Source organism: Streptomyces noursei, from assembly GCF_001646665.1.
In the GTDB taxonomy this organism is placed as follows: Bacteria; Actinomycetota; Actinomycetes; order Streptomycetales; family Streptomycetaceae; genus Streptomyces; species Streptomyces lavendulocolor.
The window spans coordinates 29,009-46,667 of sequence record NZ_LWBU01000373.1 but is presented as its reverse complement, the minus strand read 5'-3'; the positions used below and the strand labels follow the sequence as shown (position 1 = coordinate 46,667).

Below are 17,659 nucleotides of genomic sequence, written 5' to 3'. Positions count from 1 at the left end.
TCAACCGCATGGTGCAGGTCGTCCGCAAAGAGCCAGGCCAGCGCGGCCATCAGCGTGATGGTCCGTCGGCTCACTCGCGGGCGCCCGGCTCATAGGCGGGGGCCTCGACCTTTGTGCCGCACCGCCCACTGAGGGGCACGGTAGGCGATCATCGCCACATGGAGCGAGTCATCGATCTCGACGAAGTGGTTGCCGCAGTCGCTGCCCGCCGGCCCGCCTGGCAGGCAGCAGGACTGGCCGTCGGGCCCGTCACCTGGCGCGACGAAGCAGCTCCTTGGCCGCAGCGTCTCGAGATCGACAGGTCCAGGGTGAGTGATCCCGACTCAATCGGCATCCACATACGCAACTCGCACGAGGCCGAACTGCACGTCGTCCTCTACCGCGGCGGCTGGGCCGACGTCGACTACATCGCAAGCATCGACGACGCAGGCGTGATCCCTGCCCCGGCGATGACTTCCGCCCAGGCCTTCGGAGCCTTGCTCGACACCTGCATGGCGCGCGTCTTCGGCCCCCACGTCACCATCGAGTAGGGCCCGGTTCACGCTCTCGCAGACGCTGCAGGTCACACAGCACCTGAGGCAGGGCATCCACGATCAACCGTCGGCTCGCCGCCGCTTGATCCGCCTGGTCCACCCTTGCGGACGCAGCGGCTCGGCGGAGCATCACTGATGAACATACGGGGTGGTACGCCGTTCAGGGCTTCAGCTCGTGAGAGTCAGCGGAAGTCAGCGGCTCTCGCCGGGCGGCCTTCGTGCTGGACGTGTGTGTTCCTTGGTCGGAGCACATGGTCAGGCGAAGGCCGCTTCTGTGTACGGCGGATACCGACCGAATGATCAAGTATGACACCCCTTCGAGGAACGCCTTCTACCGGTGGCGCAGAGATCCGGGTCCGCAACGGGTTGACCAGTCGCCGGCCGGTGACAGTCGCTCTCCACTGGCCCGCACGACAACAAGCCTGTCGTCCTCGAAAGCGATTCGATCACCAGCAGCCAGGAAGAGCGGGCTCGCCAGCTCGAAGGCATATCCGTCGCCGGTCTCAAGATCCTTGACCAGTACCAACCGCGACGTCGGCGTGGCTCCGTCAGCTATCAGGCGCATGCGAGATGGTCCCACGCGGCCTGAGATCACCTCGACCCCGCTCAGCGGCTGACCAACGGCTCAGACGTTGAAGATCAAGTTAGGGGCCGCGCAGGGCGAGAACCGGAAGCTGTATCGGCGCCTAGCCGGTCACAAACCGATTGAGCGGTGACAGCACCGGACGAGGGTCAACTCAAAGACGCGTTCCAGCCGGCTCCTGCCGCGACGAACAAGGCACCCCGGTGCAGGTCAAGAGCGCAGGTGTCAGTGGGCCTTCCCACGTGGACGAGCGGGCCGGGGCCCTGGAACGCATCTGTGCGAAGGCGGAATGCGTCCGGAGCGTCACAGCCGACGGTACGCAGTCGCCAGGGCGCTGACGAGTCGTCGCCGGTGCGTGGAGGCAGGGCGAGTTGCAGCTGTGCGGCGGACGGACGCTTGGTCCGGTAGTCGGTGTGTGCCGCTGTCCAGGCGGTCATGACGAGAGCTGCCTGCGAAGGCGTGGCGGACGGGGGCGTACCGACGGTGAGGGAGGGAGGCGTTCGTTCGGGAGGGCGTGGGGTCTGGATGATGTCCGGGCGGCCTGCGCGTTCCCTGAGGACGGATGCGAGCCAGCGGGTGATGCCCGGGCCTCCTTGGCCGGCCCAGGTTCGGATCAGGTCCTGGAAGGCCGCCTCACGGCGGCGGGCGCCGTGTTGCGCTCCGGCGGCCGGGATCGCTTCACCCGCTCCTGAGAAGGTCCGGCACAGCGTCAGCACGGGGACATGATCCGCGTGGGCGGCATAGCGCACCGAGCGGAGTTCCAGCATGGCGTGGTGCAGGAGTGCGGCGGCAGCGTGCGCGTCGGGGCCCAGGTCTCCGCCCGGTGGCCGACGGGGGCGGCCCGACCGGCTGGTGCGGGGAGGGGTGAGCGCGTCCGCGCGTCGACCGGCTGTCGACAGGTGCCATGAACGGTCGTCCAGGCGATACTCGCCACCAGTGGCGCGGAGCCGGCCACCCGAGCTCAGGGATATTCCGATCTCCCCCGCTCCGGCGTCCAGGATCACTCCCTGTGAGCCTGCGCCGGGAAGATCGAAGGAGACGTCGGTGACACCATCCAGCCAGACCTCCAGCAGGGCGGGCGGCGCGGACCCATCGACGGTGAACGTGCGCTCGACGACCAGTTGGAGAAAGGCGGTCAGGCGAGTACCGGCACGCTCCACCCGCAGATGGCGGACGGACGCCGCCGCCAGATCGTAGTCGGGGCCCAGCTCATCCGCGTTCCGGCGCGTGAGCCGGCACTGCGGTGCCATGACGTGTCCGAGATAGTCGCGGCCCGGCGTGTACGGCCTGGCCGGTGGGAGGAGCGCGTCGATGTCGTGACCGGCAATCGCGGCCTGCTCGGTCATCCATCCGCGCCGCCGCTCGCCGAAGCCGGCCATCCACTCCAGTACGGCCGTCGCCCGCCGCTCGCGTTCGCCTTCATTGGATGTGCATGCGGCCCAGAACAGCGGAAACAGATTGTTGTCCCACACATCCGATGCCGCGCGAACGGCTTCCCGGTCGAACAGGCGGACGTCTGCCGCAGCCTCTGTCATCTGGTCCAGTGAGCGGTCCAGCAGCGCCGCCAGGACGGACATGGCTGAGGTGGGACGCATGGGTGGGCGCGGCGCATCGGATGGCGGAGGGGCGGGTATGGCCACGTCGCGATCGTCGCACATCCTTGGACGTCCTCATGAAAGAGCGTCAAAGGCACACCGCTGACGTGCTCCAGTGACGGCGCCGGGTGATCCGGTGCACAGAACCGGCGGGCCGGTCTGTCCGAGGCCGCGGTGGTCACCCCGGACCTTCAGTGACCGCTGTGGGAACTGCTGCGGGCCCTTGCCTCCGCCCCGTCGACCGACACGCTGTCCTGACGGAGCGCCGCCGGTTGGTCGCGCTGATGAGCTCCGGTGCAGTCCTGCCCCAAGGGGGCGGCGGGGCACAGACGTGCCGACGAACCGCGCGAACGATGCGATTCCCTATGCTTCTGTCAATTCGGTCATGGATGCATGAGTGCAACCGGGTGAAGCTCAATTTTTCCTCAGACCCGACTCAAGTTCTTGACGGCACGAGCTGTGCTGATCAAGATTACTCCCGACCATTCCAATCAAATAGGGGGAACAATCAGCGTGAAGAAGTTTTCTGCACGCACTCGTCGCGTACTGACCGCGATGGGCACCGTAGCCGCCACTGCGGGGACGCTGCTGGCGACCACCACTCCGGCCTCCGCAGCAGTGACGAGGTTCTGCACCCAGCCGTTCGCCAAAGCCGGGTATGCGTGTTTCTACTCGTCCGATGACCGGATCGAAGTGCTCGACAACTACGCCGACGGGCGCCGGTCGGTTGTCATTTGGTACGTCGCGGACAACGCCAACGGAAACAGGATCCTGGACCGGGGCGAGTGCCACAATGCCAAGGGGGCGGGAAAGACGGTCACCTGCGATTACGACTTCCGTGAGGGGCGAAGCATCTTCATCAACTTCGCGGTCGTGTCCAGGGACGGCGCCAATGGCGCCGATCGCGATCCCACCACTGCAGTCATAGGATACGTATCCGGTCGATAACCAGTCGAGCAAGGCCGAAATGGAAAGGGTGCGCCGCGATCCCACTCGGCGCACCCTTTCCGATTTGCAATCAGAATAACAACCAGGCACCACTGCGCCTTGTTTTTCGTCCGCTGCCGCCTCTGAGGGGTCTCCTGGCAGCCGGTGTGACCGTCGCTGAAGCGGCGCCAGCCTTCGAGGACCTAGAACAGGGCCCCCTCGTCCGGTGCTGCGCTGCCCAGGGCGCCCTCGAAGGTGAGCAGCCGCTGCTTGCGGTCGAGTCCGCCGCCGTACCCGGTCAGTCCGCCGCTCGCGCCGATGACGCGGTGGCAGGGGACGATGATCCCCACCGGGTTCCTGCCGTTGGCGAGGCCGACGGCGCGGGACGCCCCGGGCCGGCCGAGCATCTCGGCGAGTTCGCCGTACGTACGGGTCTCGCCGTACGGGATCCTCCGCAGCTGCTCCCACACACCGCGCTGGAAGGGCGTGCCCGCGAGGTGCAGCGGCAGGTCGAACTCGGTGAGTTCGCGCGCGTGGTACGCGTCGAGCTGGCGGACCACCTCCCGGAAGGGACGCGGGTCCGGGTCGCCGAAGGTCTCCTCCGGCGGCCGGTGCCGCTGGGCGGTCATGTAGAGGCCGCTCAGGGCGCCGTCCGTGCTGACCAGGGTGAGCGGGCCGTAGGGGCTGTCGACGACGGTGTGCCGGCGGTTCATCGGTGGACTTCCTTACGCGGGCAGGTGGTTGACGGGGTGGCTGTCGGTCGCCCACAGGTACTGGACGGCGTACGCGCGCCAGGGCCGCCAGGCGGCGGCGCGGGCCGTCAGGGCGGCGGGGGTGGCGGGAAGGCCGAGGACGGCGGCGGCGCGCCGGACTCCGAGGTCGGTGGCGAGAAAGGCGTCGGGGTCGCCGAGGGCCCGCATGGCGATCACTTCGACCGTCCAGGGCCCGAAGCCGGGCAGCAGCGAGAGGCCGGCGCGGGCCTCGTCCCAGTCGCTGTCCGGGCCGAGCCGCAGCGAACCGCCGGCGAGGGCGCCGATCAGGGTCGTGAGCGTGGTGCGGCGGCTGCGGGGCAGCGCGAGCGCCTCGGGGTCGAGCGCGGCCAGCCGCCCCGGTCCGGGGAAGAGGTGGGTGAGCCCGCCCTCGGGGTCGTCCACGGCGGTGCCGTGCGCGGCGACCAGCCGGGCGGCGTGGGTGCGGGCGGCCGCGGTGGAGACCTGCTGGCCGAGTACCGCGCGTACGGCGAACTCCGCGGCGTCGACGGTGCGCGGGACGCGCCGGCCGGGGGCCTTGTCGACGAGGGGCGCGAGGAGCGGGTCGGTGCGGAGCTGGTCGTCGACGGCCACCGGGTCGGCGTCCAGGTCGAGCATCCAGCGGCAGCGGCTGATGGCGAGCGTGAGGTCGCGCGGGTCCGTGAGGGACAGGCGGCAGGCGATGTGGTCCGGGTGCGGGGTGAGGGCGACGATGCCGTGGCCGTGCGGGAGATCGAGGGTGCGCCGGTACGCCCCGTCCCGCCACTCCTCGACGCCGGGCACCGCGGTCGCGGCCAGGTGGCCGAAGAGGTTGTCGGGGTTGAGCGGCGCCCGGTACGGGAGCCGGAGGGCGATGGCACCGGGGGCCGGGGGCGGGCCGCCGGCACCGCGCGCGGAGCGGGTGGCGCGGGCGCGCAGTTCGCTCGGGGCGAGGGCGAAGACCTCCCGGACGGTGTCGTTGAAGGTGCGTACGGAGGCGAATCCGGCGGCGAACGCGACGTCCGCCATGGGCAGTGCGGTCGTCTCGATGAGGAGGCGGGCGGTCTGGGCGCGCTGGGCGCGGGCCAGGGCGAGCGGCCCGGCGCCCAGTTCGGCGAGCAGCTGGCGTTCGATCTGCCGGGTCGAGTAGCCGAGCCGGGCGGCCAGGCCCGGTACGCCCTCGCGGTCGACGACACCGTCACGGATCAGGCGCATGGCGCGGGCCACCGCGTCGGCGCGGGCGTTCCACTCGGGCGAGCCGGGGCTGGTGTCCGGGCGGCAGCGCTTGCAGGCGCGGAACCCGGCCTGCTGGCAGGCTGCGGCGCTCGGGTAGAACACCATGTTCTCGGGCTTCGGCGGCACGACCGGGCAGCTGGGCCGGCAGTAGATGCGGGTGGTCAGGACGGCGGTGAAGAACCAGCCGTCGAAACGGGCGTCCTTGGACCGGACGGCCCGCACGCAGCGCTCGGTGTCGGTGTGCATGCCTCCAGCATCGGGCACCCGCCTCCGGCGTGGCTGGCGGGAAATCGACATCAGCCTCGCCCTGCCAGGGATGTGCCGAATCCCCCGCGGTCCGCCGTGACCACATGGGATCATCGCGTCACGCCACGTCGCCACACCTCAGGGGATGCATGATGACCGAGCGGATCCTTCTCGACCCCCACAGCCCGGACATGCGGGAGCAGGCGGAGGAGCTGCGGCGGCGGGGGCCCGTGGCCCCGGCCGAGTGGCCGGGCGGGGTGCACTGCTGGGCGGTCGTGGGCCACCCCGAGCTGGAGACCGTGCTGACCGATCCGCGGTTCGCCCGCTCGCCGGGGCACTGGCGGGCACTGAGGGACGGGGAGGTTCCGGCCGACTGGCCGATGCTGGCGCACCTCACCCGACGGTGGATGCTCACCGCCGACGGCGCCGAGCACCGGCGGCTGCGGCAGGCGGTCGCCGCGGCGTTCACGCCCCGCCGGGTCGAGGGGCTGGCGCCCGCGGTCGCGCGGACCGTCGACGAGTTGCTGGACGACATGGAGGCGCGGGCGCAGGAGGGGCCGGCCGACCTGCGGACGGCCTATGCGCTGCCTCTCCCGCTGCGTACGCTCTGCGCCCTGTTCGGCATCCCGGCCGAGGACCGGCCGGAGGTCCTGCGTCTCGTGGGGCTGGCGTTCTCCCGGTCGGCGCTCGGGCCGGAGGAGTCGGCGCGGCTGACGCGGGACATCAACGCGTATCTGACGGGCCTGGTGAGGAGCCGGGCGGCGGCGCCCGGGGACGACCTGGTGAGCGACCTGCTCCGCGAGGGCCCCGAGGGTCTGTCGGAGGCCGAACTCCTCGACACACTCTGGCTGTTCCTCGGCGCCGGGTTCGAGACCACGGCCGGGGCACTGGTCAACACGGTCCGGGCGCTGCTCACGCACCCCGGGCAGCTGGACCTCGCCCTGCGCGGGGAGGTCGGCTGGGACGCGGTCGTGGAGGAGGGCATCCGCCACGACTCCAGTGTCTACGCCCTGCCCTTCGCGTTCCCGACCGAGGACGTGGAGCTGGGCGGCCGGGCGCTGCGCGAGGGGGACGCCCTGCTGCTCTGCTTCGCGGCGGCCAACCGCGATCCGCGCCACGGCGCCGGCCGGTTCGAGGTCCGGCGCGACGGTGCGCGCGCACGCCAGCTCGGCTTCGGTCACGGGCCGCATTTCTGCGTGGGCGCCCCGCTCGCCCGCCTCCAGCTGCGGATCGCCCTCGCCCGCCTCTTCGAGCGGTTCCCCGGCCTGCGCCTCACCGGCCCGCCCGCCCCGCCGGTGCCCTCGCTGATCGCCAGTACTCCCCGCGCCCTCCGCGTCACCTGGTGAGCCGTTCCCGCCGGGGGGCCACGATCATCGGCGTTCTCCCCTGCGTTCTCCCCTCGCCGGAGGTCCCACCGCGGAGATTTCCCGGATCGGTGGGGACGAGCAGGTGTGAGCGCCCTCAGCCGGGGCAGACGAAGGTCACGGCCCCGTCGTGTCTCCCCCGTCGCGACGGGGCCGCCCCCTGTTCCCGGGCCCGCCCGGGCCGGCGGCGCACCGGCTCAGCGCTCGGTCTTCCGCAGATGGCGCCAGACCGCCTTCGCCGCGTTGTGGCCCGACATGCCGTGGACGCCGGGGCCGGGCGGGGTCGCGGAGGAGCAGAGGAAGACGGCCGGGTGCGGGGTGCTGTAGGGGAAGAGCGTGAGCCGCGGACGCAGCAGGAGCTGAAGGCCACTGGCGGCGCCGCAGGCGATGTCGCCGCCCACGTAGTTGGCGTTGCGCGTGGCGAGTTCGGCCGGGCCGGCGGTGGCGCGGGCGAGGACCAGGTCGCGGAAGCCGGGTGCGAACCGCTCGATCTGCCGCTCGATCGCGTCGGTGAGATGGCCCTCCCAGGCGTGCGGGACGTGTCCGTAGGCCCAGAAGACGTGCTTGCCCTCGGGGGCGCGGGACGGGTCGACCAGGCTGGGCTGCGCGGTGATCAGGAACGGGGTGCGGGGGGCCGTGCCGCCGGACGCCTGGTCCAGGGCGGTGGCGATCTCCCGGCTGCTGGGGCCCACCTGGACGGTGCCGGCCCGGCGGGCTTCGGCGGCGGTCCAGGGGACGGGCCCGTCCAGGGCGTAGTCGATCTTGTAGACGGAGGCGCCGTAGCGGTAGCGGTCGTAGTACCGGCCGAACCCGGCGATGCGGGCCAGGGCGGTCGGCGACGTGTCGAAGACGTACGCGCGGGCGGGCGGCAGGTCGTCGAGCCGCTTGACCTCGTAGGAGGTGTGGACGCCGCCGCCGAGGTCGGTCACGTACGCGGCGAGGGCGTCGGAGAGGGACTGGGAGCCGCCGCGCGGGAGCGGCCAGCCCCCGGCGTGGGCGGCGAGCGCGAAGACCAGGCCGACCGCGCCGGTGGCCAGGCCGCCGAGCGGGGCGATCACATGGGCGACGAGCCCGGCGAACAGGGCGCGCGCCCGGTCGTCGCGGAAGCGGCGCATCAGCCACGTGGACGGGGGCAGGCCGGCGGCGCCGAACCGCGCGAGTGTGACGGGGTCGCGCGGGAGGGCGGTGAGGGGAAGGGACATGAAGTCCCGGGCGAGCGTGTCCCACTTGCCGAGGTAGGGCGCGACGAGGCGGCGGTACGCGCCGGCGTCCCGGGCGCCGAAGGAGGCCGCCGTCTCGGCGACGGAACGGGACAGGACGGCGGCCGTGCCGTCGTCGAAGGGGTGCGCCATCGGCAGTTCGGCGTGGAGCCATTCCAGGCCGTACCGGTCGAGGGGCATGCCCTTGAAGGCGGGTGAGCCGGCGCCGAGCGGGTGGACCGCGGAGCAGGGGTCGTGCCGGAAGCCGGGCAGCGTGAGCTCCTCGGTCCTGGCTCCGCCCCCGACCGTGTCGAGGGCCTCGAACACGGCGACGGAGAAACCGCGGCGGGCCAGTTCGGCGGCAGCGGTCAGTCCGTTGGGCCCCGCCCCCACGACGACGGCATCGAGCATCGACGGCACCTTGGGACTCCTTCGTCAGCCGACGGCCAAGCTATCTCAGGATATTGGGCCGGTGACCGGCCGGGGCGGCGGGAGGGGCCGGTGGCCGGGACCGGCCCCTCCCGCGCGCCGCTACCCGCCGGCCAGCAGGCCGCGTACGCGGTCGGCGGTGGCCCGGTCGCGGGCGGCGGTGAACGGCAGGTCGTTGCCGCCCGTGACGCGGAACGGGGCGCCCGTCAGCGTCGTGTGGGCGCCGCCCGCCTCCTCGACCAGGAGCAGCCCCGCCGCGTGGTCCCAGGCCAGCTCCCACGAGAAGGCGACCGCGTCGAGCTCGCCCCGCGCCACGGCCAGGTACTCCAGGCCCGCGGAGCCGCACGGGCGGGTGTGCACGCCCTCGGTGCGGAGGCCCAGGAGCGCGGCCTTCTGGTCCGGGGTGGTGTAGTCGGGGTGGGACGTGGCGATCCGGAGGGCCGCACCGGGGGCGGGCGCACCGGCCCGTATCTCCGTGCCGTTCAGCCGGGCACCGCGCCCGCGCACCGCCACGGCCATCTGGTCCCGCGCCGGGGCGTACGTCCACGACGCCAGCACCTCGCCGCGCACCGCCAGGGCGACGAGCATGCAGAACCCGGCGTCCCCGTGCGCGAAGTGCCAGGTGCCGTCCACCGGGTCGACGATCCACACCGGCGCGTCGCCCTTCAGCTCCTCGTACACCGCGGGGTCGGCGTGGACGGACTCCTCGCCGACCACCACCGAGCCGGGCAGCAGCCGGGTGAGCGAGGCGGTGAGGTGGGCCTCGGCGGCCCGGTCGGCGATCGTCACCAGATCGTGCGGGCCGCTCTTCTCGACGATCTCGTGCGTGGCGAGCTGACGCCAGCGGGGCACGACTTCGGCGGCGGCCGCGTCGCGCACCGCCTGCTCGGTCGCGTCGGACAGGGTCCCGGAACCATCGAGAAGTTCATCGATCATGCGTCCAGCTAAGCACGCCCCGCTGACAGTCCGGCCCCCGGCCGGACGGCGGGCGGACGACAGCCGAGCGAGCGGAGGGCGGCCGGAGGGCGGCCGGAGGGCGGCCGGAGGGCGGCCGGAGGGCGGCCGGAGGGCGGCCGGAGGGCGGTGCTCAGCGGCCCACCGCGTACCCCTGCATCCCCCGCGGGTTGGCCGCCGCCGAGAGGATCCTGGTCCGCGGGTCCCTGGCGACCACGCACATCCGGCCCTCGGTCCAGGGCCCGCCGACCGTGACGTCGTGGCCGCGCCGGCGCAGGTCCTCGACGACCGCCGGGTCCGTGCGGGACTCGACGGTGAGCCCGCCGGGCCGCATGCCGCGCGGGTGGAAGGAGCCGGGGAAGGACTCGCTGTGCCAGCCCGGCGCGTCGATCGCGGCCTGCGGGTCCAGGCCGCCGTGGGTGACGGCGAGGAGGAAGTGCAGCTGCCACTGGTCCTGTTGGTCGCCGCCCGGCGACCCGAACGCCATGACCGGCTCCCCGTCGCGCAGCACCAGGGACGGCGAGAGCGTGGTGCGGGGGCGGCGGCCGGGCGTCAGCGAGTTCGGCAACCCCGGGTCCAGCCAGGCCATCTGGAGCCGGGTGCCGAGCGGGAAGCCGAGTTCGGGCACGACGGGGTTGGACTGGAGCCAGCCGCCGCTGGGCGTGGCGGCGACCATGTTGCCCCACCGGTCGACGACGTCGATGTGGCAGGTGTCGCCCCGGGTGGTGCCGTCGGGGCCGACCGTCGGCTCGCCCGCACCGGCGGCGTACGGGACGGCGGGCGCGCCGGGACCCGGCCGGCCGCGGGCCACGGCGACGGTGTGGTCGCTCAGCGCCGGCCGGCGGCCGCCGGGGCTGCCGGGACGCAGCTCAAGGGAGGCCCTGTCGCCGACGAGGGCGCGCCGCCGGTCGTTGTACGGGCGGGACAGCAGGGTGTCGAGGGGGACGTCGGCGGCGTCGCCGTACCAGGCCTCGCGGTCGGCCATGGCGAGCTTGCAGCCCTCGACGAGCAGGTGGACGTAGTCGGCCGAGCCGTACGGCGGCAGTTCGTCCGGCAGCAGGGCCAGTTGCTGGAGGAGCACGGGCCCCTGGCTCCACGGGCCCGCCTTGCACACGGTCCAGCCGTGCCGGTCGTACGTGACGGGGTCCTCGTACGTCGCGGACCAGCCCGCGAGGTCGTCGGCGCTCAGGGTGCCCGTGTGGCGGGCGCCGCTGGTGTCCATGGTGGGGCGCGACGCCTGCCGTACGAGGGCCTCGGCGATGAACCCCTGCCGCCAGACGCGGCGGGCCTCCTCGATCTGGCCGGTCCGGTCGCCGCTCCCGGCGGCGGCGGTCGCCTCCTCCACGAGGCGGCGCCAGGTGCGGGCCAGGGCCGGGTTGCGGAAGAGCCGTCCCGGGGCGGGGGGACGGCCGCCCGGGAGGTAGAGGTCGGCGGAGGAGGTCCACTCGTTCTCGAAGAGGGCGCGGACGGTCTCCACCGTCCCGGCGAGGCGCTCCAGGGGCGGGTGGCCGGTCTCCGCGTAGTCGATGGCGTACCGCAGGACCTGGGCGAGGGTCCTGGTGCCGTGGTCGCGGAGCAGGAGCATCCAGGCGTCGAAGGCGCCGGGGACGGCGGCGGCCAGCGGCCCGGTGCCGGGCACCAGGGCGAGGCCGAGGGAGCGGTAGTGCGCGACGGTCGCGCCGGCGGGGGCCGGCCCCTGGCCGCACAGCACCCGGACGGGGCGGCCGGCGGGCGCGAGGATCACCGGTACTTCGCCGGCCGGTCCGTTGAGGTGCGGCTCGACGACGTGCAGGACGAACCCGGCGGCGACGGCGGCGTCGAAGGCGTTGCCGCCGTCCTCCAGGACCGCCATGGCCGACTGGGAGGCGAGCCAGTGCGTGGAGGACACCATGCCGAAGGTGCCCCGGAGCGTGGGCCGGGTGGTGAACATACGGTCCGTCACCTCACTTCGCGGGCCCGGTGGCGGGCCGGGCAGCGAGCAGGCTACCGGCAGCCCGTCCGGCCCGGTACGGCCCCGGCACGACCGGGCACGACCCCGGCACGACGGGACACGGCCCCGGCACGACCGGATACGGCCCCGCCCCGGCCGGGTGCGCGGCGGCCGGGCCCGGGTGCCCACCGGGCCGCGATACGGGCATAGGGTGACATGACGGTCGGTTCGGGGACGGATGGGAGACGCGGGACGTGCATGGCGAATACAAGGTTCCGGGCGGGAAGCTCGTGGTCGTCGACCTCGACGCGGAGGACGGGGTGCTGCGCCGGGTGAGGGTCGGCGGGGACTTCTTCCTTGAGCCCGACGAGGCGCTGCCCGCCATCGACCGGGCCCTGGAGGGGGCGCCCGCGGACACCGACGCGTCGGGGCTCGCCGCCCGCATCGACGCGGCCCTGCCGCCCGGCACGCAGATGTTCGGGCTCACCACCGAGGGCATCGGGGTGGCCGTGCGGCGCGCTCTGGCGCACGCCACCGACTGGACCGACTACGACTGGCAGCTCGTCCACGACGGCGCCCAGCCGCCCGCCCTGCACATGGCGCTCGACGAGGTCCTCACCGCCGAGGTCGCGGCCGGGCGCCGCCCGCCGACCCTGCGCGTGTGGGAGTGGGGCGCCCCGGCCGTGGTGATCGGCAGCTTCCAGTCGCTGCGCAACGAGGTGGACACGGAGGCGGCCGAGCGGCACGGCATCACCGTGGTGCGCCGGATCAGCGGCGGCGGGGCGATGTTCATCGAGCCCGGCAACACCATCACGTACTCGCTCTCCGTGCCGGCCGCCCTGGTCCAGGGCCTGTCGTTCACCGACAGCTACGCGTACCTGGACGACTGGGTGCTGGGCGCGCTGGGCGACATGGGCATCAAGGCGTGGTACCAGCCCCTCAACGACATCGCCACCGACGCCGGGAAGATCGCCGGGGCCGCGCAGAAGCGGCTGGCCGGCGGCGAGGGAGCGGTCCTGCACCACGTCACGATGGCGTACGACATCGACGCCGACAAGATGACCGAAGTGCTGCGCATCGGCCGGGAGAAGCTGTCCGACAAGGGCACCCGCAGCGCCCGGAAGCGCGTCGACCCGCTGCGCCGGCAGACGGGCCTCCCGCGGGCGACGGTGATCGAGAAGATGATCGGTTCGTTCCGCGAGAGGTACGGTCTGTCGGCGGGCGGGGTCTCGGAGGGCGAGATGGCACGCGCGCGTGAGCTGGCCCGGACGAAGTTCGGCTCCCCTGAGTGGACGGCCCGCGTGCCCTGACCGCCGGGGCCGTCCCGGGACGTACCTAGCGGCCGAGGGCCGGGATGATCTCCGCTCCGTACGCGTCGATCGTCGCCTCCTTGGCGTCGTGCATGTCGTACACCGCGAACTGGTCGACGCCCAGGTCCCTGAGCGCCTCCAGCCTGGCGATGTGGGCGGAGGGCGGGCCCAGGAGGCAGAAGCGGTCGACGATCTCGTCGGGGACGAAGTCGGTGGAGGGGTTCCCGGCGCGGCCGTGGTGGCTGTAGTCGTACCCCTGGCGCGCCTTGATGTACGCGGTGAGGGCCTCGGGCACCAGGCCGGAGTGCTCGCCGTACCGGCTCACCAGGTCCGCCACGTGGTTGCCGACCATGCCGCCGAACCAGCGGCACTGGTCGCGCGCGTGCGCCAGGTCGTCGCCGACGTAGGCGGGTGCGGCGACGCAGATGGTCACCGCGGCAGGGTCGCGGCCGGCCTCCTCGGCCGCCTTCCGTACGGCCTTGATCATCCATTCGGTGAGGAACGGGTCGGCGAGCTGGAGGATGAACCCGTCGGCCTTCTGCCCGGCGAGCGCGAGCGCCTTGGGCCCGTACGCCGCCATCCACACGGGCAGCCTGCCGTCGCGTACCCAGGGGAGGCGCAGCGGCTGCCCGTCGACAACGGCTTCGCGGCCCTCCGCGAGGTCGCGGATGACCCCGATCGCCTCGCCGAGCCGGGCGAGGGTGTTGGGCTTGCGGCCGGCGACGCGCATCGCGGAGTCGCCGCGCCCGATGCCGCACACCGTGCGGTTGCCGTACATGTCGTTGAGGGTGGCGAAGGTGGAGGCGGTGACCTCCCACGTCCGGGTCCCGGGGTTGGTGACCATCGGGCCGACGATCAGCTTGCTGGTGTGCTCCAGGATCCGGCTGTAGATGACGAACGGTTCCTGCCAGAGCACGGCGGAGTCGAAGGTCCAGCCGTAGCGAAAGCCGTTGCGTTCCGCGCGCCGCATCAGGCCGACGACGGCGGAGCCGGGCGGGTCGGTCTGCAGGACGAGTCCGAAGTCCACTGTCCTGGCCTCCTAGTTCAGGTACTGGCAGGTGGTACGGGGGATGTAGACGCCGTGACCGGGACGGCCGGTATAGGTGCGCCGGTCGATGACGACGTGTCCGCGCGACAGGACCGTCTCGACCCGGCCGGTGACGGTCCTCCCCTCGTACGCGGAGTAGTCGACGTTCATGTGGTGCGTCTCGGCCGACAGGACCTGGGTGGTGTGCGGGTCGTAGACGACCACGTCCGCGTCCGCGCCGGGGGCGAGGGTGCCCTTCTTCGGGTGGAGACCGAACATGCGGGCCGGGGCCGCGCAGGCGATCTCGATCCAGCGGCGGCGGCTGATGTGCCCGTCCACGACGGCCTGGTGGAGGAGGTCCATGCGGTTCTCCACGCCGGGCAGACCGTTGGGGATCTTGGAGAAGTCGCCCCGGCCCAGCTCCTTCTGGCCGCTGAAGCAGAACGGGCAGTGGTCGGTGGAGACCACCTGGAGGTCGTTGGTGCGCAGGCCGCGCCAGAGCGCCGCCTGGTGCTCGCGCGGCCTCAGCGGCGTGCTGCACACGTACTTGGCGCCCTCGAAGCCCGGCTCGGCGAGGTTGTCGGTGGACAGGAAGAGGTACTGGGGGCAGGTCTCGCCGAAGACGTCGAGGCCCTGGTGGCGGGCGGCGGCGATCTCGGCGACGGCCTCCTCGGCGGAGACGTGGACCACGTAGAGCGGGGTGCCGCCGGCGACCCGGGCGAGCTGGATGGCGCGGTGCGTGGCCTCGGCCTCCAGCAGCACCTTGCGGACCTCGCCGTGGTGGCGCGGGTCGGTCTCGCCGCGGGCGAGGGCCTGTTCGACGAGGACGTCGATCGCGATGCCGTTCTCGGCGTGCATCATGATCAGTCCGCCGTTGACGGAGGCGCGCTGCATGGCGCGCAGGATCCGCCCGTCGTCGCTGTAGAAGACCCCGGGGTAGGCCATGAAGAGCTTGAAGGAGGTGACGCCCTCCTCCACCAGCAGGTCCATCTCCTTCAGGGAGGACTCGTTCACGTCCGAGAGGATCATGTGGAAGGCGTAGTCGACGGCGCACTTGCCGTCGGCCTTGGCGTGCCAGGCGTCGAGGCCGTCGCGCAGCGCGTGGCCCATGGACTGGACGGCGAAGTCGACGATGGTGGTGGTGCCGCCCCAGGCGGCGGCGCGGGTGCCGGTCTCGAAGTCGTCGGAGGCGAAGGTGCCGCCGAACGGCAGCTCCATGTGGGTGTGGGCGTCGACGCCGCCCGGGATGACGTACTTGCCGGTGGCGTCGATCGTCCGCTCGGCGGTCCACGACTCGGAGACGGTGGAGCCGTGGGCGGCGAGGGCGGCGATCCGGCCGTCCTCGATCAGTATGTCGGCGTGGGTCTCGTCCGTGGCGGTGATGACGAGGCCGCCTCGGATGAGGGTGCGGGCAGTGCTCATGGGTGGGTCGCCCCCTTGGGGTCAGATCGAGTGCAGGGCCCGTTCGAGGATCGCGGCGCCCTCCTCGGCCTCGGCGACGGTCAGGGAGAGCGGCGGGGCGATCCGCAGGGCGCTGGTGTCGTGGCCGCCGCCCTTGCCGATGAGCAGGCCGCCCTCCCGGGCCGCTTCGAGGACGGCTGCGGCGGCCTCCGGGGCGGCCTCGTCCGTGCCGGGCCGCACCAGCTCGATGCCGAGCATCAGGCCGCGGCCGCGCACCTCCCGGACGAACGGGTGGCTCGCCGTGACGGCGCGGAGCCGTTCGACGAGCAGCCCGCCGACCCGCCGGGCGTTGCCCTGGAGGTCGTGTTCGAGGAGGTACGAGAGGTTCGCGAGGCCGGCGGCCATGGTGACGGGTGAACCGCCGAAGGTGGAGATGGAGTTGGCGTTCAGGCAGTTCATGACCTCGGCGCGGGCGACGACGCCTCCGATGGACATGCCGTTGCCGATGCCCTTGGCGAAGGTGAGGACGTCGGGCGGGCCGCTCGCCGCGTGCGCCTGCCAGCCCCAGAAGTGCTCGCCGGTGCGCCCCCAGCCGGTCTGCACCTCGTCGGCGATCCAGAGGATGCCGCGGGGGGCGAGGACCTCCCGGAACGCGGCGTACAGCCCGTCGGGCGGGGAGGTGAAGCCGCCGACGCCCTGGATCGGCTCGGCGATCAGCGCGGCGACGTCGCCGGTGTGCCCGAGCAGGTCCTCGAGGTCGGCGACGCACGCCTCGATGAACCGCGCGTCGGACAGGTGGGCGTAGGGCCCCCGGCCGCGGACGCCGCCGTGCACGTACAGCGTCTGGAGCGGGGAGTAGGTGGTCGGCGACCAGGCGCGGTTGCCGGTGACGGAGACCGCCGAGAACGATCTGCCGTGGTAGCTGTTGCGCATGGCCAGGATCTGGTTGGTGCGGCGGTGCGCGGTGGCCAGGAGCAGGGCGGTGTCGTTCGCCTCCGTGCCGGAGGTGGTGAAGAAGACGCGGGCGTCGGGGATGCCGGAGAGGCGGGCGATGCGCTCGGCCAGCTCCACCATGGGGCGGTTGAGGTAGAGGGTCGAGGAGTGGATGATCCGCCCGGCCTGTTCGGTGATCGCCTTGGTGACCTCGGGCAGGGCGTGGGCGGTCATGGTGGTGAGGATGCCGCCGAAGAAGTCGAGGTACCGCTTGCCGCCGGCGTCCCAGACGTACCGGCCCTCGCCGTGGGTGATCTCGATGGGGTCCCGGTAGTAGAGCGAGACCCAGTCGGGGATGACGGCCCGGTGGCGCGCGTGGAGGTCGGCGGTGTGCCCGTTCCCGGTCATGGCTTCATCAGTCCCTCGTACGCGTCGGGACGCCGGTCGCGGTAGAAGGCCCAGGTCTGCCGTACGTCGTCGATGAGCCGGAAGTCGAGGTCGCGGACGACCAGTTCCTCGTCCTTGTCGGAGGCCACGTCGCCGACGAACCGGCCGCGCGGGTCCACGAAGTAGCTGGTGCCGTAGAAGTCGTTGTCCCCGTACTCCTCCCGGCCGACGCGGTTGATGGCGGCGACGTAGTAGAGGTTGGCGACGGCGGCGGCGGGCTGCTCCAGCTGCCAGAGGTGGGCGGACAGGCCGCGGTGGGTGGCGGAGGGATTGTAGACCAGCTGCGCGCCGTTGAGGCCGAGTTGGCGCCAGCCCTCGGGGAAGTGGCGGTCGTAGCAGATGTAGACGCCGACGCGGCCCACGGAGGTGTCGAAGACCGGCCAGCCGAGGTTGCCCGGCCTGAAGTAGTACTTCTCCCAGAAGCCCCTGACCTGCGGGATGTGGTGCTTGCGGTACTTGCCGAGGTAGGAGCCGTCGGCGTCGATCACGGCGGCGGTGTTGTAGTAGAACCCGGCGTCCTCGATCTCGAAGACGGGGACGACGATCACCATGCCGGTCTCGCGGGCGAGGTCCTGCATGCGCCGCACGGTCGGGCCGTCGGGCACGGGCTCGGCCCAGCGGTAGTGCTCCGGCTCCTGGACCTGGCAGAAATAGGGCGCGTTGAACACCTCTTGGAAGCCGATGACCTTGGCGCCCTGCCGGGCCGCCTCCCGGGCGTGCTCCTCATGCTTGGCGATCATGGATTCGGTGTCGCCGGTCCAGCTCGCCTGGACGAGGGCGGCACGCACGATGTGGGACATGAGCTGCTCCTTCGGCG

General features: G+C 72.5%; 14 protein-coding genes. 4 read left to right on the top strand and 10 right to left on the bottom strand.

From position 1 onward, the window contains the following. The first annotated feature begins 158 nt into the window (after positions 1-158). The gene (locus tag A4V12_RS28280) at positions 159-530 is read left to right on the top strand and encodes a hypothetical protein (RefSeq protein ID WP_064072278.1); all 372 of its coding nucleotides are present in this window, start codon (positions 159-161) and stop codon (positions 528-530) included. Between the two features lie 735 nt (positions 531-1,265). Here A4V12_RS28280 and A4V12_RS28275 read toward each other — a convergent pair. Continuing rightward, a complete protein-coding gene (locus A4V12_RS28275) occupies positions 1,266-2,693 on the bottom strand; it encodes a hypothetical protein (RefSeq protein ID WP_079137402.1) in 1,428 nt (475 codons plus the stop codon). A gap of 477 nt (positions 2,694-3,170) precedes the next feature. Between A4V12_RS28275 and A4V12_RS28270 the strand changes: the two genes are divergently transcribed. Continuing rightward, entirely contained in the window at positions 3,171-3,659 is a 489-nt protein-coding gene (locus tag A4V12_RS28270) for a hypothetical protein (RefSeq protein WP_159028949.1), read from the top strand. A 182-nt stretch (positions 3,660-3,841) separates the two neighbouring features. On the opposite strand, the gene A4V12_RS28265 is transcribed toward A4V12_RS28270, so the two are convergent. Further along, positions 3,842-4,351 carry a methylated-DNA--[protein]-cysteine S-methyltransferase gene (locus A4V12_RS28265; RefSeq protein WP_064072275.1) on the bottom strand — a complete coding sequence of 170 codons (510 nt, stop codon included), beginning with the start codon at positions 4,349-4,351 and terminating at the stop codon, positions 3,842-3,844. 12 nt (positions 4,352-4,363) lie between these two features. After that, the gene (locus A4V12_RS28260) at positions 4,364-5,848 is read right to left on the bottom strand and encodes an AlkA N-terminal domain-containing protein (RefSeq protein WP_064072274.1); all 1,485 of its coding nucleotides are present in this window, start codon (positions 5,846-5,848) and stop codon (positions 4,364-4,366) included. Positions 5,849-6,000: 152 nt separating this feature from the next. Here A4V12_RS28260 and A4V12_RS28255 point away from each other — a divergent pair, with 152 nt between their 5' ends. Then, positions 6,001-7,194 (top strand): cytochrome P450 family protein, encoded by a 1,194-nt coding sequence (locus A4V12_RS28255; protein ID WP_107415533.1) that lies wholly within the window; start codon positions 6,001-6,003, stop codon positions 7,192-7,194. A 215-nt stretch (positions 7,195-7,409) separates the two neighbouring features. Here the strand turns inward: A4V12_RS28255 and A4V12_RS28250 are convergent, their stop codons facing one another. From A4V12_RS28250 to A4V12_RS28240, 3 genes are all read right to left on the bottom strand, one after another. Then, positions 7,410-8,831, bottom strand: a complete 1,422-nt coding sequence (locus tag A4V12_RS28250) for a phytoene desaturase family protein (protein WP_064072272.1) — start codon at positions 8,829-8,831, stop codon at positions 7,410-7,412. Positions 8,832-8,942: 111 nt separating this feature from the next. Further along, positions 8,943-9,776, bottom strand: coding sequence for an inositol monophosphatase family protein (locus tag A4V12_RS28245; RefSeq protein ID WP_064072271.1), 834 nt, complete (start codon positions 9,774-9,776; stop codon positions 8,943-8,945). 151 nt (positions 9,777-9,927) lie between these two features. Continuing rightward, positions 9,928-11,724: a gamma-glutamyltransferase family protein gene (locus A4V12_RS28240; protein WP_064072270.1), complete on the bottom strand. Its 1,797-nt coding sequence runs from the start codon at positions 11,722-11,724 to the stop codon at positions 9,928-9,930. Positions 11,725-11,978: 254 nt separating this feature from the next. Between A4V12_RS28240 and A4V12_RS28235 the strand changes: the two genes are divergently transcribed. Next, positions 11,979-13,034, top strand: coding sequence for a lipoate--protein ligase family protein (locus tag A4V12_RS28235; RefSeq protein ID WP_064072269.1), 1,056 nt, complete (start codon positions 11,979-11,981; stop codon positions 13,032-13,034). A 25-nt stretch (positions 13,035-13,059) separates the two neighbouring features. On the opposite strand, the gene A4V12_RS28230 is transcribed toward A4V12_RS28235, so the two are convergent. Genes A4V12_RS28230 through A4V12_RS28215 form a run of 4 tightly spaced genes read right to left on the bottom strand, consistent with a single transcriptional unit; the run spans position 13,060 to position 17,642 of the window. Then, positions 13,060-14,061, bottom strand: a complete 1,002-nt coding sequence (locus tag A4V12_RS28230) for a TIGR03842 family LLM class F420-dependent oxidoreductase (RefSeq protein ID WP_064072268.1) — start codon at positions 14,059-14,061, stop codon at positions 13,060-13,062. A gap of 12 nt (positions 14,062-14,073) precedes the next feature. Beyond that, positions 14,074-15,483, bottom strand: coding sequence for a dihydropyrimidinase (gene hydA / locus A4V12_RS28225; RefSeq protein WP_064072267.1), 1,410 nt, complete (start codon positions 15,481-15,483; stop codon positions 14,074-14,076). Between the two features lie 21 nt (positions 15,484-15,504). Further along, positions 15,505-16,803, bottom strand: a complete 1,299-nt coding sequence (locus A4V12_RS28220) for an aspartate aminotransferase family protein (RefSeq protein WP_064072266.1) — start codon at positions 16,801-16,803, stop codon at positions 15,505-15,507. Further along, positions 16,800-17,642: a nitrilase-related carbon-nitrogen hydrolase gene (locus A4V12_RS28215; protein WP_064072265.1), complete on the bottom strand. Its 843-nt coding sequence runs from the start codon at positions 17,640-17,642 to the stop codon at positions 16,800-16,802. Before A4V12_RS28215 ends, A4V12_RS28220 begins: the two co-directional genes overlap by 4 nt. Between the last annotated feature and the right edge of the window lie 17 nt (positions 17,643-17,659).